General features: G+C 61.2%; 18 protein-coding genes and 1 pseudogene. 7 read left to right on the top strand and 12 right to left on the bottom strand.

Features of this window, described 5'->3' with window-relative positions:
- Positions 1–41 precede the first annotated feature (41 nt).
- Positions 42–1,481 carry an aldehyde dehydrogenase family protein gene (locus tag DSM107133_RS06390; RefSeq protein ID WP_114294910.1) on the bottom strand — a complete coding sequence of 480 codons (1,440 nt, stop codon included), beginning with the start codon at positions 1,479–1,481 and terminating at the stop codon, positions 42–44.
- A 236-nt stretch (positions 1,482–1,717) separates the two neighbouring features.
- On the opposite strand from DSM107133_RS06390, the gene DSM107133_RS06385 reads away from it, so the two are divergent.
- From DSM107133_RS06385 to DSM107133_RS06375, 3 genes are all read left to right on the top strand, one after another.
- Entirely contained in the window at positions 1,718–3,763 is a 2,046-nt protein-coding gene (locus DSM107133_RS06385; protein ID WP_114294909.1) for an NADH:flavin oxidoreductase, read from the top strand.
- Between the two features lie 149 nt (positions 3,764–3,912).
- A complete protein-coding gene (locus DSM107133_RS06380) occupies positions 3,913–5,169 on the top strand; it encodes an imelysin family protein (protein WP_114294908.1) in 1,257 nt (418 codons plus the stop codon).
- Positions 5,170–5,240: 71 nt separating this feature from the next.
- Entirely contained in the window at positions 5,241–5,492 is a 252-nt protein-coding gene (locus tag DSM107133_RS06375) for a DUF1289 domain-containing protein (protein ID WP_114295047.1), read from the top strand.
- 658 nt (positions 5,493–6,150) lie between these two features.
- Here the strand turns inward: DSM107133_RS06375 and DSM107133_RS06370 are convergent.
- Both DSM107133_RS06370 and DSM107133_RS06365 read right to left on the bottom strand, forming a co-directional pair.
- A complete protein-coding gene (locus DSM107133_RS06370) occupies positions 6,151–6,369 on the bottom strand; it encodes a helix-turn-helix transcriptional regulator (protein ID WP_114294907.1) in 219 nt (72 codons plus the stop codon).
- Positions 6,369–6,905: a DUF2975 domain-containing protein gene (locus tag DSM107133_RS06365; protein WP_114294906.1), complete on the bottom strand. Its 537-nt coding sequence runs from the start codon at positions 6,903–6,905 to the stop codon at positions 6,369–6,371. The genes DSM107133_RS06370 and DSM107133_RS06365 overlap by 1 nt, the downstream gene beginning before the upstream one ends.
- A gap of 82 nt (positions 6,906–6,987) precedes the next feature.
- On the opposite strand from DSM107133_RS06365, the gene DSM107133_RS06360 reads away from it, so the two are divergent.
- Positions 6,988–7,320, top strand: coding sequence for a hypothetical protein (locus DSM107133_RS06360; RefSeq protein WP_114294905.1), 333 nt, complete (start codon positions 6,988–6,990; stop codon positions 7,318–7,320).
- 305 nt (positions 7,321–7,625) lie between these two features.
- On the opposite strand, the gene DSM107133_RS06355 is transcribed toward DSM107133_RS06360, so the two are convergent.
- The 5 genes from DSM107133_RS06355 to DSM107133_RS06335 all read right to left on the bottom strand — a co-directional run bounded on the left by DSM107133_RS06355 (position 7,626) and on the right by DSM107133_RS06335 (position 11,992).
- Positions 7,626–8,651, bottom strand: coding sequence for a GGDEF domain-containing protein (locus DSM107133_RS06355; RefSeq protein ID WP_114294904.1), 1,026 nt, complete (start codon positions 8,649–8,651; stop codon positions 7,626–7,628).
- Positions 8,648–9,235 (bottom strand): heme NO-binding domain-containing protein, encoded by a 588-nt coding sequence (locus DSM107133_RS06350; protein WP_114294903.1) that lies wholly within the window; start codon positions 9,233–9,235, stop codon positions 8,648–8,650. The genes DSM107133_RS06355 and DSM107133_RS06350 overlap by 4 nt, the downstream gene beginning before the upstream one ends.
- Before the next feature lie 123 nt (positions 9,236–9,358).
- A complete protein-coding gene (locus tag DSM107133_RS06345) occupies positions 9,359–10,918 on the bottom strand; it encodes a trimethylamine methyltransferase family protein (RefSeq protein ID WP_114294902.1) in 1,560 nt (519 codons plus the stop codon).
- Positions 10,919–11,000: 82 nt separating this feature from the next.
- Complete coding sequence (locus DSM107133_RS06340) at positions 11,001–11,714, bottom strand: HAD family hydrolase (protein WP_205387886.1); 714 nt, start codon at positions 11,712–11,714, stop codon at positions 11,001–11,003.
- On the bottom strand, positions 11,711–11,992 hold the full coding sequence (locus DSM107133_RS06335; protein WP_114294900.1) for a DUF3572 domain-containing protein: 282 nt from the start codon (positions 11,990–11,992) through the stop codon (positions 11,711–11,713). Before DSM107133_RS06335 ends, DSM107133_RS06340 begins: the two co-directional genes overlap by 4 nt.
- A gap of 109 nt (positions 11,993–12,101) precedes the next feature.
- Here DSM107133_RS06335 and DSM107133_RS06330 point away from each other — a divergent pair, with 109 nt between their 5' ends.
- Together DSM107133_RS06330 and DSM107133_RS06325 are read left to right on the top strand one after the other, a co-directional pair.
- Positions 12,102–13,526, top strand: a complete 1,425-nt coding sequence (locus DSM107133_RS06330; protein ID WP_114295046.1) for a diguanylate cyclase — start codon at positions 12,102–12,104, stop codon at positions 13,524–13,526.
- Positions 13,527–13,943: 417 nt separating this feature from the next.
- A pseudogene (locus tag DSM107133_RS06325) lies at positions 13,944–14,719 on the top strand (IS5 family transposase).
- A 94-nt stretch (positions 14,720–14,813) separates the two neighbouring features.
- Here DSM107133_RS06325 and DSM107133_RS06320 read toward each other — a convergent pair.
- The 4 genes from DSM107133_RS06320 to DSM107133_RS06305 all read right to left on the bottom strand — a co-directional run bounded on the left by DSM107133_RS06320 (position 14,814) and on the right by DSM107133_RS06305 (position 16,888).
- Positions 14,814–15,356, bottom strand: a complete 543-nt coding sequence (locus DSM107133_RS06320; protein ID WP_162792050.1) for a periplasmic heavy metal sensor — start codon at positions 15,354–15,356, stop codon at positions 14,814–14,816.
- On the bottom strand, positions 15,349–15,735 hold the full coding sequence (locus DSM107133_RS06315; protein WP_162792049.1) for a hypothetical protein: 387 nt from the start codon (positions 15,733–15,735) through the stop codon (positions 15,349–15,351). Before DSM107133_RS06315 ends, DSM107133_RS06320 begins: the two co-directional genes overlap by 8 nt.
- Positions 15,725–16,315, bottom strand: coding sequence for an RNA polymerase sigma factor (locus DSM107133_RS06310; RefSeq protein ID WP_114293887.1), 591 nt, complete (start codon positions 16,313–16,315; stop codon positions 15,725–15,727). Before DSM107133_RS06310 ends, DSM107133_RS06315 begins: the two co-directional genes overlap by 11 nt.
- Positions 16,316–16,378: 63 nt before the next feature.
- Positions 16,379–16,888 carry an EF-hand domain-containing protein gene (locus tag DSM107133_RS06305; protein ID WP_114293886.1) on the bottom strand — a complete coding sequence of 170 codons (510 nt, stop codon included), beginning with the start codon at positions 16,886–16,888 and terminating at the stop codon, positions 16,379–16,381.
- Positions 16,889–17,147: 259 nt separating this feature from the next.
- Here DSM107133_RS06305 and DSM107133_RS06300 point away from each other — a divergent pair, with 259 nt between their 5' ends.
- The gene (locus DSM107133_RS06300; RefSeq protein WP_114293911.1) at positions 17,148–17,549 is read left to right on the top strand and encodes a DUF983 domain-containing protein; all 402 of its coding nucleotides are present in this window, start codon (positions 17,148–17,150) and stop codon (positions 17,547–17,549) included.
- Positions 17,550–17,575: the final 26 nt, after the last annotated feature.

Here is a 17,575-nt window from a genome sequence, read left to right as displayed (position 1 = left end):
GCATGTCCTGAAGAGTCCAGGCAAAGCCCCGGTGCCAGCCCTTATTGGGCTGGCCAGCCGCTGATTGCGCGCACCTCCAGAAACTCTTCCAGCCCCCAGATGCCGCCCTCGCGCCCTGTGCCCGACTGCTTCATGCCCCCGAACGGCGCGCCGGTACTACGGCGTTGTTCGTTGATCTCGACCATGCCCGAGCGCAGTTCGCGCGAAATACGCTGTGCGCGGTCGGGATTGGCGGTCTGCACATAGTTGGTCAGGCCGTAGTCGGTGTCATTGGCAATGGCGATGGCCTCGCCCTCGGTGTCAAAGACCATCATCGACAGCACCGGGCCGAAGATTTCCGTGCGCATGATCGTCATGTCGGGCGTGCAATCGGCAAAGACCGTGGGACGCACGTAAAAGCCCTGTTCGATCCCTTCGGGTCGGCCCAGGCCACCCGCCACCAGCCGCGCACCCTCTTCGATGCCCGAGGCAATCAGCGCCTGAATTTTGTCGAACTGCGCTGCGTTGACCACAGGCCCGATGTGCGGGCCAACCTCGGACGTACCACCCACGGTGATCGCCTCGGCGGTGGCTTTGGCCTCTTCAACCGCTTGCGCATAGCGCGGCTGTTCCACCAACATCCGGCTGGGTGCGTTGCACGACTGACCCGAGTTGTTGAAACAGCGCATGACACCGCTTGGCACAGCGTTCTCATGGGCATCGGCAAAGATCATGTTCGCGCCCTTGCCGCCCAGTTCCAGCCGCACCCGTTTCACCGTGTCCGCCCCTGCCCGCGTGATCGCGCGGCCTGCATCGGTCGAGCCGGTAAAGCTGACCACATCCACGTCTCGGTGCCCCGAAAGCTGCGCGCCCACCCCCGGCCCGTCGCCGTTCAGCAGGTTGAACACGCCCGCAGGCACGCCGGCCTCGTGCAATATCTCGGCAAACAGCATTGCCGACAGCGGCGCTTGTTCCGAGGGTTTCAGCACCGCGGTACACCCCGAAGCCAGCGCCGGAATGACCTTGAGCACGATCTGCTTCATCGGCCAGTTCCACGGCGTGATCAGGGCGGCCACGCCGATGGGTTCATAGAGGATACGGTCGTGCGGTGTGTCCGGGCGCAGCGGGCGTTCGAATTCGAAGGTCTCAAGCGCGTCGAGAAAGCCGGTGAAGTGCGAGCTGCTGGTGCGCGCCTGCTGGGTCTTGGACATCTCGAGCGGTGCGCCAACCTCGCGGCTGATCACCGCGCCCATCTCGTCCGAGCGGCGCATGTAGACGTCGAAAATGCTGTGGATCATGTCGATCCGCTGCGCCTTGGTCGAGGTGCGCCAACTTGGGAAGGCCGCACGGGCGGCGGCAACGGCGAAATCGGTGTCGGCCTGCCCACCCAGCGAAATGGTGGCAAAGGGCTGTTCGGTCGACGGATCAATAACTGCGCGGTCGGTGCCTGCCAGCGGCGCGACCCATTGGCCGTCGATATAGAACTGACGCTTGTCCAGCATGGCATGGTCCTTTGGTGCAGTGTTCCTGACCCTTGCGGAGATAGTCGCCGCCCCGTGCCTTGTCCAGCGCAGCAGCGGCGATTGACACAGGGCCGCGCGCCGGCCCACCCTGCAAAAACCGGCCAACAGATGCCTTCGTCGCCCGTTTACATATCGGCGTCGGACGTCTTCAAATCTGCGACACCCACAGCTGGCAGCATGACCCTATCCGCCACCCACTCTCCCAAGGAATCCCCATGTCAAAAGACCCGCTTTTACAGCCCTTCCAGCTGAAACACCTGACGCTGAAAAACCGGATCATGACGACCAGCCACGAACCGGCCTACCCCGAGGACGGGATGCCCAAGGAACGTTATGCCGCCTATCACGCCGAGCGGGCGCGCGCAGGCGTGGCGCTGGCGATGACCGCCGGATCGGCTGCGGTCTCGCGCGACAGCCCGCCTGCGTTCAACAACGTTCTGGTGTATGACGACAAGGTGGTGCCGTGGATTCAGCGGCTGACTGACGGGTGCCACGAACACGGCTGCGCGGTGATGATCCAGCTGACGCATCTGGGCCGACGGACTGGATGGAACAAGGGCGACTGGCTGCCTTCGGTGTCCTCGTCGCGGCACCGCGAACCGGCACACCGCGCCTTTCCCAAGCTGGTCGAGGATTGGGACATTGAACGCATCATCACCGATTTTGCGGACGCCGCCGAGCGGATGCAGGCGGGTGGCATGGACGGGATCGAGTTGCAGGTCTACGGGCATTTGCTGGACCAGTTCTGGTCGCCGCTGACCAATGATCTGACGGGGCCCTATGGGGCCGACACGCTGGAAAACCGCATGCGGTTTCCGATGGATGTGCTGGGGGCGGTCCGCAAACGTGTGGGCGACGATTTTATCGTGGGGTTCCGCTTCACGGCGGACGAGGCGCAAAAGGGCGGGATCGACGCTGCCGAGGGCTTGGAAATTTCAAAGATACTCGCCGCCGATGGCCGTCTGGATTTCCTGAACGTCATTCGCGGTCGCATTCACACCGATCCCGCGATGACCGATGTGATTCCCGTGCAGGGCATGAAAAGCGCGCCGCATCTTGATTTTGCAGGCGAGGTGCGCCGCGCCACCGGCATGCCCACCTTTCACGCCGCGCGCATTCCCGATGTGGCCACCGCGCGCCATGCGGTCGAATCCGGCCTGCTGGACATGGTCGGCATGACCCGCGCCCATATGGCCGATCCGCACATCGTGCGCAAAATCGTCGAAGGCCGCGAGGACGACATCCGCCCCTGCGTCGGCGCCACCTATTGTCTGGACCGGATCTATCAGGCGGGCGAGGCGCTGTGCATCCACAACGCGGCCACGGGGCGCGAGTTGACCATGCCGCACGACATCCCCGCTGCCGACACGCCCCGCAAGGTGGTGATCGTCGGCGCAGGCCCAGCGGGGCTTGAGGCCGCGCGGGTCGCCGCCGCCCGAGGCCATGATGTGACCGTATTCGAGGCGCAGCCCGATCCCGGTGGACAGGTCCGCCTGACCGCCCGCAGCCCGCGCCGCCGCGAGATGATCGGCATCATCGACTGGCGCATGGCACAATGCGCCGCCCGCGACGTGACCTTTCATTTCAATACATGGGCCGAGGCGGACGACGTGACCGCCCTGTCCCCCGACGTGGTGATCGTGGCGACAGGGGGCATGCCCAACATGCACCTGTTCGAAACCCGGACCGAGGCCGCCCATGTGGTCAGCGCCTGGGACATCATCGCGGGCGACTTGAAACCCGCAGCCCGCGTCCTGATCTATGACGAAAGCGGCGACCACCCTGCCCTGCAAGCCGCCGAGATTGCCGCTTCTGCCGGATCAAAGGTTGAAGTGATGACACCCGACCGCACCTTTGCCCCCGATATCATGGGCATGAATCTGGTGCCTTACATGCGGTCCTTGCAAGACAAAAACGTGACCATGACCGTCGCCCGCCGCCTGCTGGGGGTCGCACGCAACGGCAACGTGCTGACCGCGACCATCGGCACGGATTACAGCGACCACACCCATCAGGCCGACTATGATCAGGTGGTGGTGAACTATGGCACGCTGCCGCTGGATGACCTCTACCACGACCTGAGACCGTTCAGCCGCAATGGCGGGGCGGTGGACCATGATGCGTTGATAAACGGACGGCCCCAGACGGTTGTGCGCAACCCCGAGGGCCAGTTCCAACTGTTCCGCATCGGTGACGCCGTGTCGGCGCGCAACACCCATGCGGCGATCTATGATGCGCTGCGGCTGGTCAAGGATCTGTAGCGGCGCACGGGCATCAGGAAACCAACGCTTTTAATCGGGATTGACAATTCCGAGCAATTTAGTCAGCTTTCAGGCATCATGAGAGTCACCCCGTCTGCGGGCCATTCCGGACCGTGACATCGAGAATATCCGACCCCAAAGGACCACCAATGAAACGCCTGTTTTTGACGACCGCAATCAGCCTGACGGCCACGGCGTCGTTCGCCGACACCCGCACCGATGTGCTGGCCAACTACGCCGACATCGCCGCCGCGACCTACGGTGACAGCCTGACCACAGCGCAGGCTCTGCAAGTCGCCGTTGACGCGCTGGTTGCAGACCCGTCCGAAACCAACCTGATCGCCGCGCGCACCGCCTGGAAGGCCGCCCGTGTGCCGTACCAGCAAAGCGAAGTCTTCCGCTTTGGCAACCCGATTGTCGACGACTGGGAAGGCGGGCTGAATTCGTGGCCGCTGGACGAAGGGCTGATTGACTATGTCGATGCATCCTATGGCGGGGCCACCGATGAAAACGAAGCCGCTGCGCTGAACGTGATTGCCAACCCCACATTCACCCTGTCGGGCAAGGAAATCGACGCAACCGAAATCACCCCCGACCTGCTGAAGAACACCCTGCAAGAGGCTGACGGTGTCGAGGCGAACGTGGCCACCGGCTATCACGCCATCGAATTCCTGCTGTGGGGTCAGGACCTGAACGGCAACGGACCCGGCGCGGGCAACCGCCCGTGGACCGACTATGCCACCGGCGACGCCTGCACCAACGGCAACTGCGACCGGCGCGGCGCTTACCTGCAAGCGGCAACGCAATTGCTGGTATCCGATCTGGAATGGATGAGCGCGCAATGGGCCGACGGCGGTGACGCGCGTGCCAATGTGATGGCGGACGAGAACGCGGGCATCTCGGCAATGCTGACCGGCATGGGCAGCCTGTCCTATGGCGAGCAGGCGGGCGAACGGATGCGTCTGGGCCTGATGCTGAACGATCCCGAGGAAGAGCACGACTGTTTCTCGGACAACACCCACAACAGCCACTATTACGACGGTCTGGGCATCCAGAACGTGTACCTTGGCAGCTATACCCGCGTCGACGGCTCTACCGTCTCCGGCCCGTCGCTGTCGGAGCTTGTGGCCGACGCTGATGCCGCGCTGGACACCGAAATGCGCCTGAAACTGGCGATAACCATGCGCGAGCTGGGCGAGATCAAATCGACTGCCGAAGCCGGCATGGCCTATGACCAGATGCTGCAAGCGGGCAACGCGGCGGGCGAAGAGCTGGTGATGGGTGGCGTCAACGCCCTGATCGACCAGACACGGTCCATCGAGCGCGTGGTCACGGTGCTGGATGTGGACGGGATCGCCTTTGAAGGCTCCGACAGCCTCGACAACCCCGGTGCAGTGTTCGAGTAAGCGCACCGCACTTCATCACGGCGGGGCGCATGACCATGTGCCCCGCCTTTTCCTTTTGCAAAGCCATCGCCATGCCCAAACTGCCCAGCCCCTGCATTGACGTGTGCAAATACAAACGCGCAGGCCATTGCATCGCCTGTTCGATGACAAAGCCCCAGAAGAAGACGTTCAAGACGCTGAAGAAAGAGGACCAGCGGCACGGCTTCGTCCAACTGGTCATGACGCAGCAGGCGCAGATGGGCAAATTCAAGGCCTGGCCGGCTGTGTATGAAAAGAAGTGCCGCAAGAAGGGCGTGCCGGCGCCGCTGCTTCCTGAAGGGTAAAGGCGATATGTCGAACGTCACATGGATTTGACCGTTACGTCATCATCTGCCACCAGCAATGGAAAACCGGACCTTCGCGCAGATCGCGGCGAGTGGCAGGAAAGAGCCCTGAATGATCTACCCACACAGGGCAGTGCCTGACCGCGGGTGGGCATCACGACGTCAGTGGCCGCCACTTTGTTTCTAATCTTTGGCGTGCGGCAGAAGAAGCGCAATACGGTGAGAAAGCGCCCGCCCGTCACGCCAAAGGCGTGCCGACTGTAGATGGCGCACCTTTGGTGCGACGGGCGGTCGGGCGCTGCCCGGCGGCACTTCGTGCCTTGATTCCGGGCTTTGGTGAACGGCAGCAAAGTCCGCACTGCCGCCGGTCGACCGGGCAACATGCTGCACTTGCGGCGAACGTCAGCTCCTGCGGGTGGCGCCGCAGCAAAAATCTGCGGCGTGTCTTGTCCAATCACAGAGTTTGCAAATGGCGCTTCCTGCGCCAAGCGAACCTCTATGCAGATCGCCGCAAACGGCAGGTAGAGCCTCTACCTTACCGAATGCTGCGCGGTGCTCCAATGGCTGCTTTGGCGAGTGTGCGGTGATTGTGCGGTGATTGTCCGCAGACCCCAACCAGTCATCGCTTCATGAAAAGTTTCTCAGCATCCTCGTAAATCTATGCATTTTCCTGGTCCGGCACATAAACCAGAAGATCTCCTGGCTGGCAGTCAAGAAATTCACAAACCCTGGCCAGGGTTTCAAAGCGTACGCCTTTGACCTTGCCCTGACGAAGCAATGACAGGTTCGCCTCTGTGATGCCCACATGCTCGGCCAACGCTTTCCCGCTGATCCGACGCTCGGCCAGCAGTACGGCCAGTCTTACCTCGATCGCCATCAGACAAACTGTGCGTTTTCTGAGGCCAGATCGTAGCCTTCGGCCATCACCCAGGCCAAGAGCCAAATCGCTGCGCCCAGGATCAGCACCTGGAGATCGCCAAGACCGAGCGAGACCGCCATTTGCGTTTCTTCGGCCTGCCAGGTCAGAGCCATGGTGATCAAGGGAACGCTTACAATCTTGACCGTTGTGCCAATCACAACCGCTATCGCCAGCCGACGCAGGCCCTGAAATGTTGCCTTCCCAAAAGCCCGCCCGGACTGCATGTCGCCCAACACTGGACGTATGCCTAGCAGCCCGACCGAGAGAATAAACGCCGGGATGATTGAGAGGCCTGTCACCAACATACGTGTATCAAAAGGAAGCCCCTGACCGGCAAGCGGCTGTCCAGTGGCTGCGAGGGCAAGCTGTGCATCGCTCATCGTCGCAACCACAGTGAACACGATTGCGGGGTGCAGGACGGCCAAAATCAAAAGGGCCAGCCTCAGATGGCGAGAGAGCACTATGATCCGGGATGTGCGAGCGTCGGCCTTCATGGAATGTCCTCATCAAGAAATGTTTGCTTTGCATCTATTAATTTCTGTAAAACAATAATTGATTCTTGCAAAGGGGAAAACCATGCACCTTAAAACAATCCTACTTGGCCTCGCTTTCATCTTGCCTCATGCGGGAAGCGCGACACCCCAGGAGATGACTGTCTATCAGTTGCTCAGTAAACTTGGACACACATCGCAAACCGATGATGTAGGTGGCTTCTTGCGGAACATCACCCGAACAGAGTTGGCGTCGGATACCCCGGCCTTCTGCCCGCAAAACGGGCGCGGCAGCGTGGACGCAATTGCGCTTCGGGACTACGCTCTCGCCAAAGCGTCGACAACGGCCGATCAGAGAACCATGACGGCCCGGTCCGTGATCATCGCCTATCTGGTGAGAGAATACCCTTGCCGGTAAGATGGCATTACAGCAACAAGAATGACGCGGCGCCCTGCAATCTTTGCATAGGCTGCCTCCATGTGCTGTCAAATGCGAAAATCCGAGATATCTAAGCACAACTCAAGCGTCGGCTTTGTCCCGCACCGGCTCGAGGGCAGCTGTTGGGTCAGAAATGTCTGACGTTAGTGTCAATATTGCCTGACGCGAGATCGGCGTGGTCGCAGGACCCCTGCCAGCAGCGCGAAAGACCTCTGCGACGCTCTACATGACAAGCCATTCCTGTGCAGTTGACCTGCGCCCGAATGTAACGCCCGCGTTCCACGTTAACTTGCCGCGCGACTTTCAACCTCGGGCGCATCCAGCCCGCGACGCAGATCGGCACTGTAAAAGGTCTGCCGCCCGCGCCCCGCGCGTTTCGAGGCATACAGCGCCACGTCCACGTCTTCCAGCAGGCTGCGCATATCAGCGCCGGAGCCCGGTTCGTAAAACACCGTGCCGATACTGGCCGAGATGCAGCAATCGTGCTCTTCAAAGGGCATGGGTTCCTCAAGCCGCTGGATCAGGCGGCTGCCGATCCGGCGCAATGCCGAAACGTCGCGCACATCGGGCAGGACGATCACAAATTCGTCGCCCCCCAGCCGCGCGACGGTGTCTTCGGTGCGGGTCTCGTCCACCATGATCCGCGCCACCGTCTGCAACACATGATCGCCCGCCGCATGGCCCAGCGTATCGTTGACCAGTTTGAAGAAATCCAGATCCAGTTGCATCAACGCAAACTGGGTGCCCCGTTCAATCGCGCGTGTCAGAACATGATCTATCGCGCGGCGGTTCTTCAGCCCCGTAAGCGTGTCGGTAAAGGCCTGTTCCTCGGCGGCGATCATCGCCCCTTGCAGCCGCAGGTTCAGCTTGCGCCACGCCTCCATGGCGGTTGATTTCGCCTCGACCAGATAAAGCATTTCGGTGGCCAGATCGGTGGGTGCAAAATCCGCATGGGTCAGGTCATAGTTCTGAACACCGGCCACCACAGAGATACCAAAGGACAGGTTCACGATCAGCGCGCCCGCCTCGCCGAATTTGACGGCGACGCCCTTCAACTCGGTCGCGGGCGTATCGCGCAATTGCAGGTGCAGCTTGATCCCGGCACTGTCGCGCAGATTGGTAATGCTGGTCACGGCGCGGGGCCGTTTCAGCGCAAAAACCTCTAGAAATCGCGCGCCGATCCAGTCGAGATCCGGGCACAGCTTGCGCAGGGTCGCCCCGACATGGGTGATATGCCCCGTACCGTTGATCATGACATGCATCGGGCACAGCACATCCAGCACCTTGGTCATATCGTGCGAACCGCTCATAGCGCATGTGCCCCCAACGCAAACCGACGCCCTTCCGCAAATTCGGTTTCAACCAATGTGATCGACACGGTTTCCATACCTTGCGCGCCTCCTTCGATTTCCAGCAGCGCCAGAACGCCATAATCATCGGCCATCGACCGCAGCAGCCCCATCATCACATGGCCGAAACTGGGGATCGTGGTGCCGCAAATCAAACTGAAGCGGCTGGCCGAATATTCGTGCAGCTCGATATGCGGCAGGATCAGATCGCTGACCGCCAGCTGTGCGCGGTCCTGCAAATCATCCAGTGAATGCAGCAGTTCCACAAATGTCACGCCGCCAAAGCGCATCAGGCGCCGCAGGCCTTCGGTCTTGGGGTGGCTGACCAGATAGGTGCCGACATCTTCCATCAAATCGGCTTCGTTGCGCTCAAGAACAGCGCAGACAGCCGCGACAACTGTCGGCGCCAGCGCATCATCATAGATCAGCATCGATTCAAACTCGACAAAGCCCAGATCGGCAAGTGTCGCGGCTTCGGCCCATTTTTCGGGGCCGTAGCTGTCGGTCACAAAGCACTGTATCGCGCGGTAGATTAGCCCATGCATAACGGTCTCTTTCCCATTCCCGACCCAGTTATGCGTTCCAAAACGTTAAGATGAAGCAAACGATTAAGATGTGAGCTTTATTCCCCGCGCGGCGACGGAAGAGCAGGCATTGGGGTCTGGACCCTAGAAATCCGTCGGTGCGCCGCCTTCGGATTTGCGACGGGCGACGAAGTCTGCCAGTTCCGCACGAATGGCATCGTCCATCGGTGGCTCTTCGAAATTGGCGATGATGTCCTTGAAGATGTGGTGCGCCCGTTCGGGCGTCCAGACCGCGCCTGCGGCTTCCCAGCCCTCGTAGTTCTTCCAATCACTTAGGAACGGCTGGTAAAACGCTGTGGTATAACGATCTTGTGTGTGCTGGATGCCAAAGAAATGCCCCGAATTGCCGACCGCCTTGATGGCGTCCAGCGCAATTTCATCCGGCCCTGTCGCCCAAAGGGCCGGGTCCAGATAGCGCTGGATCTGCTGTAGCACTTCGCAGTCCATGATAAATTTTTCAGGCGAGGCGATCAGCCCGCCCTCAAGCCAGCCCGCCGCGTGATAGACCATATGCGAGCCCGATTGCACCGCCGCCCACAGGCTGTTCGAGGTTTCCCACATGGCCTGCCCGTCCGGCACGTTGGCCGCACAGACACCGCTGGAGCGCATCGGCAGCTTGTAGAACCGCGCCATCTGACCGGTCATCTGGGTCGCGCGCATATATTCCGGCGTGCCAAAGGCCGGCGCGCCCGATTTCATATCGACGTTCGAGGTAAAGGTACCGATGGCACAGGCCGCGCCGGGGCGGATGATCTGGGCCAGCACCACGGCGCACAGCGCCTCGGCCAGAGATTGCGCCACCGCGCCGGACATGGTCACCGGGGCCATGGCTCCGGCCAGCGTAAACGGCGTAACCACCAGCCCCTGATTGCGTCGCGCCAGCCGCATCCAGCCGTCCAGCATCGGAATGTCGTGTTTCAGCGGCGAGGTCGAGTTGATGTTGGTATACATCTTGGGGCTGGCTTCGAATTCTTCATGGGTCCAGCCGCCGGAAATGCGCACCATTTCCATCACATCCTCGACCCGTTCCGGCCCAAGGCTGTAGGCGTGGGCGACCTTGTCGGTGATCGTCAGCTTGTCATACAACACATCAAGGTGGCGCACCGAGGCGTGAATATCGACAGGTTCAACAGGATAGCCGCCGACAAAGTGGATACAGTTGAAATACTGGCTGAGTTTCAGCAGGTTGCGGCACATTTCACGGGTGCCAGGCACCTTGCGGCCCAGCTCCATATCCCAATAGTTGGGCGGGCTGGACACGTTGCCAAAGTTCATGTGGTTGCCGCCGATGGTCAGCGCATGGGCCGGATTGCGCGGCGTCAGCGTAAAACTGTCAGGCGCCAGCGCCAGATACTCCATCACCATGTCGCGCCCCATGCGCACGTTTTCACCGTCGATGGTGCAGCCCGCGGTGCGCAGAATTTCCAGCGCCTCGTGGTTCAGGAATTCGATGCCGATCTCTTCGAGAATACGCATCGCGCCGTCATGGATCGCAAACACCCCCTCTTCGCTCAGCGGTTCAACCGGACGGTCCACCAGCAAGGGCGGGTTCCATGGCATCTGTTCAATCACTTCGCCGCCACGACGTCTGGCAGCGCCTGCGCGGCCGCCGCTGCGTGTTCTGCGTGGGGGTGCATCTGCCATAGCCTGTCCTTTCGGGTGCCTGCCACCAGCAAGCCCCGAAGTTGCACGGGCTACCTTTCCATTTGCGACAAGTTGCGTCGTTTTAGGTCGAAAGCCCCAGCGCCTGCGCATCCAGCCACGCGGGCAAATGGCCGATATCAGGCAAAACCGCATCGGCCAAGGGCGCCAGAGTTGCCGTGTCGGCCAGACCAGTCAGCACGGCAACCGTGCGCATCCGGGCGGCGCGCCCTGCGTGCAGGTCGTGGGTACTGTCCCCCACCATCACGACCGACTGCGGGTCCAGCCCCCTGTCCGCGCAAAAGGCCAGCAATTGCCCCGGTGCGGGCTTGCCGCCGTATCCGCTGTCAAAACCGGCAATAAAGTCAAAATAGTCAACCACGCCCGCGCCGGTCAAATGGACCAGGGTCGGGGCCTGCGCATCATTGGTGGCCACCCCCAGTTGCAATCCACGCGCGCGCAAGGCCGCAAGCAGGGCGGCCAACGGCACCGCCTCGGCCTGTGGCGCTTTCGCGGCCTCATCGTTCAGCAAGTCCAGAAGACCGGATTCTGTGTGTTCAGGAAACTGCGGTGCCAGAACGGCCGCCACTTCACCGACGGTGCCGCCGATCACGATGCTGTCGCGGGAAAAGCGGCCCTCGGACAGGTCAAACCCGATGCTATGACCCACATCGGTGGCACGCTCAGGGTCGCCCTGACAGGCGCGCATCAAAAAGGCTTTGGCCCAGGCTTCCCATGTTGCAGCGAAATCGAACAGCGTGCCGTCCTTGTCAAAGATGATGCCCTTGATCTCGTTCATGTCCAGTTCACCTGTTCCCCGCCGGGCAAGGCAGCGCGCGCGCGCATCGGCGCATCGTAAGGCAGCCCCACAGAGTCACAAAACGCGACAACCCAGACATCGTCCATCATCACAAAATCCAGAACCGACCCCAAAAAGGTCGGATCGGACGCGCCGTTTCGCAGATCATCCGCCCCTGCACCGCTGGCCCCCTGGAACACCGGCAACAAGTCTTCGTTGCCCGCCAGCCATGCCAGCGCCTGCAAGGCCACCGTCTCTGCGGAATTTCGCTCAGTCATCTTCGCTCGCTCACTTTGAGACCAATTTGAAATACTTTCTTAACCATTTGGAGAGAGAAAGGAATGACCACTCAGACTTTTGCCCGACTATTATCAGGGAGGCATCCAGATGCATGCCAAGATCCTAATCGTGGACGCGATTGCGACCAACCGGATCGTGCTCAAGGTGAAACTTGCAGCCGCACAGTATCATGTGTTTCAGGGCACCAGCGTAGCCGATGCCGCACGTCAGGCGGCTGTCGCGCCCCCCGATCTGATTATCTGCGCCGCTGCTTTGCCCGACGGCACCGCCGCAGATCTTGCCGGTTTGCTGAACGCCGGCACACAACAAGGCAAGGTGCCCGTACTGGCGATTGATTCCAGCAGCAATGCAGCCGCACGGCTGGACCTGCTTGAAGCCGGGGTCGAGGATGTCATCACCGACATATACCACGACACGCTGTTGCTGGCGCGGGTGCGCAATATGTTGCGGGCGCACAATGCGGCGACAGAATGGGAAATCCGTGACGACACGACGCGCGCGCTTGGCTTTGCCGAAGATCACATTCTGTTTCTGAAGGTGCCCGAGATCACCCTTGTTGGCAAAGACCAGGTGCAAAGCACACGCGCTGCGGCTGCCCTGCGCCCCCACATCAAGGCACGGCTGACAGCGGGGGTGCCGCAAACGGCCCTGACGCGCCGCAAAAGTGCCGACGCGGGTGCGGCTGCGGGCAGTTCCGACATTTTCATCCTGTATGCCGACCAAACCAATGCTGAACAGATGCTGTCGCTGGTGTCATCCATCCGCTCGCACCCCGTGACACGCCACAGTGCAATCCTGTTCCTGTCACCGGATGATGCGCCCATGCTGGCTGCGCGGGCGTTGGACCTGGGGGTGAACGCCCTGACACATTCCAACCCCGATCCCAGAGAGCTGAAGATCCGGGTTCAGGTGTTGATGCAACGCCAGCATGTGGCCGACAGGTTGCGCGCCACTGTGCGCACGGGACTGGAAGCCGCGGTAAGCGATCCGCTGACGGGGCTGCACAACCGGCGCTATGCCATGCCGCATCTGGCACGGCTGGCCGAACGGGCCGGAAACGCAGGCCGGCCCTTTGCGCTGATGCTGGCCGATCTGGACCATTTCAAACGGGTCAACGACGTTTATGGTCACGCAACCGGCGATACTGTGCTGGTCGAAACGGCCCGGCGTCTGCGCGAAAACCTGCGCGCCGTGGATCTGCTGGCGCGGGTCGGCGGCGAGGAATTCCTGATCGTCATGCCCGGTGTCGGTCTGGGGGACGCGCGCCGCGCGGCCCGTCGGCTGTGTCGCCAGATTGGCAACACGCCTTTTGATACGGCCGGACCGATGCCTGCGATCAAGGTCACCGTCAGTATCGGCCTTGCCATTGGCGGCCTGCCCAGCGATGCCGCATTGGCGGAACAAGACCCGGAAGAGGCCGCGCGGGTGTTGATGGAACGCGCTGACAAGGCGCTGTATGCAGCCAAGGTAAAGGGCCGCAATTGCGTCACGCTGAGCCGGCCGGCAGCTTAGGGCCTGGACCCATTAATCTTACGTCGTCAGCGGCAATTTCGCGAAATTTCAGTGGTTTGGGTCGTGCTGCCAATAGTGGTTCTATTTGCAAGCGGCCCAAGCCACTGAAATGAAGTGAAATTGCCGCCCGTCGCTCCGAAGGAGCGCTTAATAATATTGGCACGCCTTCGGCGTGACGGGTTTGACGGATTTTCCCGCAGCCCATTGCCCGGCAAGGCATTGCGCAGAAATGTCCCGAGAGGAGGCGGCGCATCTGTTTGAAATAGAACCACTATTCCTGCACAGATGCTGCTTGTCAGCGGAAAAATCTGTCAAACTGACGACGTAAGATTAATGGGTCCAGACCCTAGGTCACATACCCATAAAAGGGATTCACAGACTTTAGAAAACGTGATTCACTTTCCGGCAAATGTGGAGGTGAGAATGGCACGTTTTGATTTGACAGATTTTGAATGGTCGGTGATCCAGCCGTTGCTGCCGACGAAGGTGCGCGGCAAGCCGCGTGTGGATGACCGGCGGGTTTTGAACGGCATCTTCTGGCGCTTGCGGACTGGTGCGCCCTGGGCAGACATTCCTGCCCGATACGGGCCGCATACGACCTGTGTGAACCGCTTCAACCGCTGGCGGCGTGCGGGTCACTGGGCGCGTATTCTTGAAGCAATATCAGAGGCATATGAGGGTGAGGTGCAAATGATTGACAGCTCCTCCATCCGGGTACACCAACAGGGCGCAAATGGCCCTAAAAAAGGGGGCGATCCGATTGCCTGGGTCGCTCAAGGGGCGGGCTGACAACGAAAATCCACGCTTTGGTGGACGCGCTTGGCCGCCCGATCCGGCTCATGCTGACGGCTGGGCAGGCCTATGATGGACACGCGGCAGAGCAGATGCTGGATCGACTGAAAGAAGGCTGCAGCGTGCTGGCGGATCGCGCCTATGACAGCAACGCGATCCGTGATTTGATCGCCAAACAGAAGGCGCAAGCCGTGATCCCTTCGATGCCGCAACGCAATCCTGTCATCGCGCATGATCGCGAGCGTTACAAAGCACGCAACGCAGTGGAGCGTTTCTTCAACAAACTCAAAAACTTCCGCGCGGTAGCAACAAGATATGACAAACGCGATGATAATTTCCTCGCATCCATACAACTCGCGTCAATCAGGATCTGGTTGCGAACTTATGAGTCGGTGACCTAGGTTCTGGACCGTCTGCGTCAGCTGGCTGCGGCAGACGGGGGCCTGCCCCCCGGCGCTGCGCGCCTCCCCCCGGAGTTTGACTGGCAAGATGACGTCACGGGCTGGGACGCGGTGCGTCGGGGTCTGTCCCTGCGTCCTTGCGCGGCCTGTCTTTCCTGCCTTTGCCGTGGCGCATGGCTTCGCTGACTGCTTCGGCATAGGCGGCGCGGGATTCGGGCGTCATGTTGGTGATATGGGCCAGCCATGCGGCGTGCGCGGCGTCCTGAACCAGAACCGCTGCCGCATTCTGGCGGGCCAGAATCTCCTGCACGCGGATCGGGTCAAAGGGGTCGGCCCTGAGCGCTTCGATCATCTCGGCATAAAGCGCGCGGCGCGACTGACGGCTGTGGCCGTCCCGGGGCAGCTGGTCGCGCACAGCGCGAAAAATCTCGCGCTGCGCCTCGCGGGGCAAGGCGCGCACATAGGGCATTGCATAATTCACAATGCTTGGCCCGTGCGACGGAGGGCCGCCAAAGCGTGCAAAGGTTCCTGCCAGCAGGCCCACAACAGCAAGATTCAGTGCCAGAGAAACGCCGAAGGCGATGCGCATCCAGCGCGGTGCGCGCGGGCGGGGCAATGGGGCACGGGTGTCATCCATCAATTTCGGTTCCTTCATCCACGACCCAACCATAGGCCGTTACCTCGGACGTGTCGGTCGTTTCATACACGGTCTCTTCGCCCAGCAATGACAGGGCCGCATCGGGCAGATATTGTGGCGGGCTGACACCGATCCAGAAGCCCGCACAGGTGGCCGCCACCAGCCCGCCCATAGCTTGCCAGCCCCCCAGCGCATCGGTCAGGCGCTGCCACAGGCGTGCAGGTGCAGGTGCAGGCGTCGCGCCCCCCGGCGCGGGTTGATGGGCCAGACCGGCCTCAAGCACCTGCGCCATCAGGGTGTCAGATACCTGTGGAGCCTGCGTCTGTTGCAGCAATGCATCCAGCGCTGCATCGGTCATCTCGTGCCTGTCAGCTGTCATCGGAATACCCCAATGCTTGTTTCTGCGGCGCCAGAGCCGCCTTGAGTGCCCGTTTGCCCCGTGCGGTCAGGCTTTCCACCGCTTCCACGCCCACATCAAGAATGTCGGCAATCTCGGGGTTCGCCAAGCCTTCTATGTGGCGCAAGACCACGGCCTGTCGTTGTCGTTCAGGCAGGCTTTGCAGCGCTGCCGTCAGTGCGTCCATTCGGGCGCGGGTCTGCATTTGTCCCTCGACGCCCGGTGCAGGGTCTGCCGGTTCGTCGATGTCATCCAGCGCAGGGCCACTGCGCCGCTTGCGCAAACGGTCGGTGCACAGGTTGGCCGTCACGCGGTACAGCCAGGTCGACACCTGCGCGCGGTCGGCCTGCCATTCGGGGGCGATCTTCCACAGGCGCAGCATCGCCTCTTGCGCCACATCCTCGGCCTCGGCACGATCCCCCAGAACCCGAAAAGCGTGGCCGAACACCCGCGGCGTCAACCGCACCGTCAATGTCCGGGTCGCAGAGGCATCGCCACGCGCATAGCGCGCCAGCAAGGCCGCGTCGTCGGTTTCGGTATCCTGATCCAGTGGCATATCCATTCCACTCAGCGGTAGTGGGTCGCGGCCCACCGCGCAAGTCGCGGAGGGCCCTTGGTGTCGGGATCAGTCGTTGGCGGGCTTGTCACCCATATGGCCACGCCCGTCTTTGTGGCCCTCACCATGACGCTTGCGCATGTGCTGTTCCATTTTCTTGGTCGCTGCGGCAAATTCCTCTTGCGAGATACCACCACTTTTGTCGCTGTCCGCACGTTCGAACATTCTGGCACCGCGTTCGCCACGCGGCTTCAGCTCTTGCAGGCTCAGCTTGCCATCCTTGTCTGCGTCGAACCGTTCGACCATGCGGGCATGACGGTCTTTGGCACGCGCGCTTGCGGCGGCAACGGCTTCGGCCTCGCTGACAAATCCGTCACCGTCGGTGTCGATCTTGGCAAGGTGGGCATCGCCGCGCGCCTGCATTTCTTCCATCGTGATCTGGCCGTCGGCATTGGCATCCAGCTCGGAAAAGCTGGGGCGCTTGTGGTCGCCCGATCCGGCGCGTTCGGCCAGGACCGTGGTGCCTGTGACTGTAACTGCTGCACCGATGATTGCGGCGATGAATGTCGTATGTTTCATTGGCTCTTACTCCGGTTTCTTATGCAAGGGCCGCGCGTTTTGCCGCCCTCATGCACAGTAAAACGGGGCAGCGCGCACATTCCGTCGCAAGAAATTTCAAAGCCCGTGAAAACACCGCAATCCTTTTCTTGCAGCCCCATGCGCGACATCCCGACGCAAGGACAAAAGGTGACATTTCAATTCACGCACAGATGCCCCATCTTCCGCTCAACAGATAGGACGCCCCATGCGCGATGATTTCCAGATGGCTCAGGACGATATGACAGACACCCAGATAATCGACCAACAGGCCCCGACCGAGCAGAAAAATTTTCCCGCGATGCTGCGCGGCTGGCGCAACCGCTGTCCCAACTGCGGTCAAGGACGCTTGCTGAAGGGCTACTTGAAGGTGGCACCCACCTGCACGGTCTGCCGTCAGAACCTGGCCCAGTTCAAGGCCGAGGACGGCCCGGCCTATCTGACCATCCTGATTGTCGGTCATTTGATGGCACCGTTGCTGCATTTTGCCTTTGTGACGTGGCGTCCTGAACCTTTGGTGCTTTTTACCATCTTTGCGGTTGGATGTGTCGCCTTGTCGCTTTACCTTCTGCCCAGACTGAAGGGGGCCATTGTCGGCTTCAAATGGGCCCGCAAGATGACCGAGGATGCCACACCGGCTTGATCCCGTCCTTGCGTGGCCTGTCTTAC

Origin of the sequence: Pseudosulfitobacter sp. DSM 107133, from assembly GCF_022788695.1 — a bacterium.
Lineage (GTDB): Bacteria > Pseudomonadota > Alphaproteobacteria > Rhodobacterales > Rhodobacteraceae > Pseudosulfitobacter.
Note: the sequence above shows the minus strand (reverse complement) of the source record. Positions and strands in the feature narration are given on the sequence as shown.

What these genes read in the sequence shown, in the direction of transcription:
- DSM107133_RS06390 (WP_114294910.1), bottom strand. Translation starts at nt 1,481, where the DNA reads ATGCTGGACAAGCGTCAGTTCTATATCGACGGCCAATGGGTCGCGCCG.
- DSM107133_RS06385 (WP_114294909.1), top strand. Translation starts at nt 1,718, where the DNA reads ATGTCAAAAGACCCGCTTTTACAGCCCTTCCAGCTGAAACACCTGACG.
- DSM107133_RS06380 (WP_114294908.1), top strand. Translation starts at nt 3,913, where the DNA reads ATGAAACGCCTGTTTTTGACGACCGCAATCAGCCTGACGGCCACGGCG.
- DSM107133_RS06375 (WP_114295047.1), top strand. Translation starts at nt 5,241, where the DNA reads ATGCCCAAACTGCCCAGCCCCTGCATTGACGTGTGCAAATACAAACGC.
- DSM107133_RS06370 (WP_114294907.1), bottom strand. Translation starts at nt 6,369, where the DNA reads ATGGCGATCGAGGTAAGACTGGCCGTACTGCTGGCCGAGCGTCGGATC.
- DSM107133_RS06365 (WP_114294906.1), bottom strand. Translation starts at nt 6,905, where the DNA reads ATGAAGGCCGACGCTCGCACATCCCGGATCATAGTGCTCTCTCGCCAT.
- DSM107133_RS06360 (WP_114294905.1), top strand. Translation starts at nt 6,988, where the DNA reads ATGCACCTTAAAACAATCCTACTTGGCCTCGCTTTCATCTTGCCTCAT.
- DSM107133_RS06355 (WP_114294904.1), bottom strand. Translation starts at nt 8,651, where the DNA reads ATGAGCGGTTCGCACGATATGACCAAGGTGCTGGATGTGCTGTGCCCG.
- DSM107133_RS06350 (WP_114294903.1), bottom strand. Translation starts at nt 9,235, where the DNA reads ATGCATGGGCTAATCTACCGCGCGATACAGTGCTTTGTGACCGACAGC.
- DSM107133_RS06345 (WP_114294902.1), bottom strand. Translation starts at nt 10,918, where the DNA reads ATGGCAGATGCACCCCCACGCAGAACACGCAGCGGCGGCCGCGCAGGC.
- DSM107133_RS06340 (WP_205387886.1), bottom strand. Translation starts at nt 11,714, where the DNA reads ATGAACGAGATCAAGGGCATCATCTTTGACAAGGACGGCACGCTGTTC.
- DSM107133_RS06335 (WP_114294900.1), bottom strand. Translation starts at nt 11,992, where the DNA reads ATGACTGAGCGAAATTCCGCAGAGACGGTGGCCTTGCAGGCGCTGGCA.
- DSM107133_RS06330 (WP_114295046.1), top strand. Translation starts at nt 12,102, where the DNA reads ATGCATGCCAAGATCCTAATCGTGGACGCGATTGCGACCAACCGGATC.
- DSM107133_RS06320 (WP_162792050.1), bottom strand. Translation starts at nt 15,356, where the DNA reads ATGGATGACACCCGTGCCCCATTGCCCCGCCCGCGCGCACCGCGCTGG.
- DSM107133_RS06315 (WP_162792049.1), bottom strand. Translation starts at nt 15,735, where the DNA reads ATGACAGCTGACAGGCACGAGATGACCGATGCAGCGCTGGATGCATTG.
- DSM107133_RS06310 (WP_114293887.1), bottom strand. Translation starts at nt 16,315, where the DNA reads ATGGATATGCCACTGGATCAGGATACCGAAACCGACGACGCGGCCTTG.
- DSM107133_RS06305 (WP_114293886.1), bottom strand. Translation starts at nt 16,888, where the DNA reads ATGAAACATACGACATTCATCGCCGCAATCATCGGTGCAGCAGTTACA.
- DSM107133_RS06300 (WP_114293911.1), top strand. Translation starts at nt 17,148, where the DNA reads ATGACAGACACCCAGATAATCGACCAACAGGCCCCGACCGAGCAGAAA.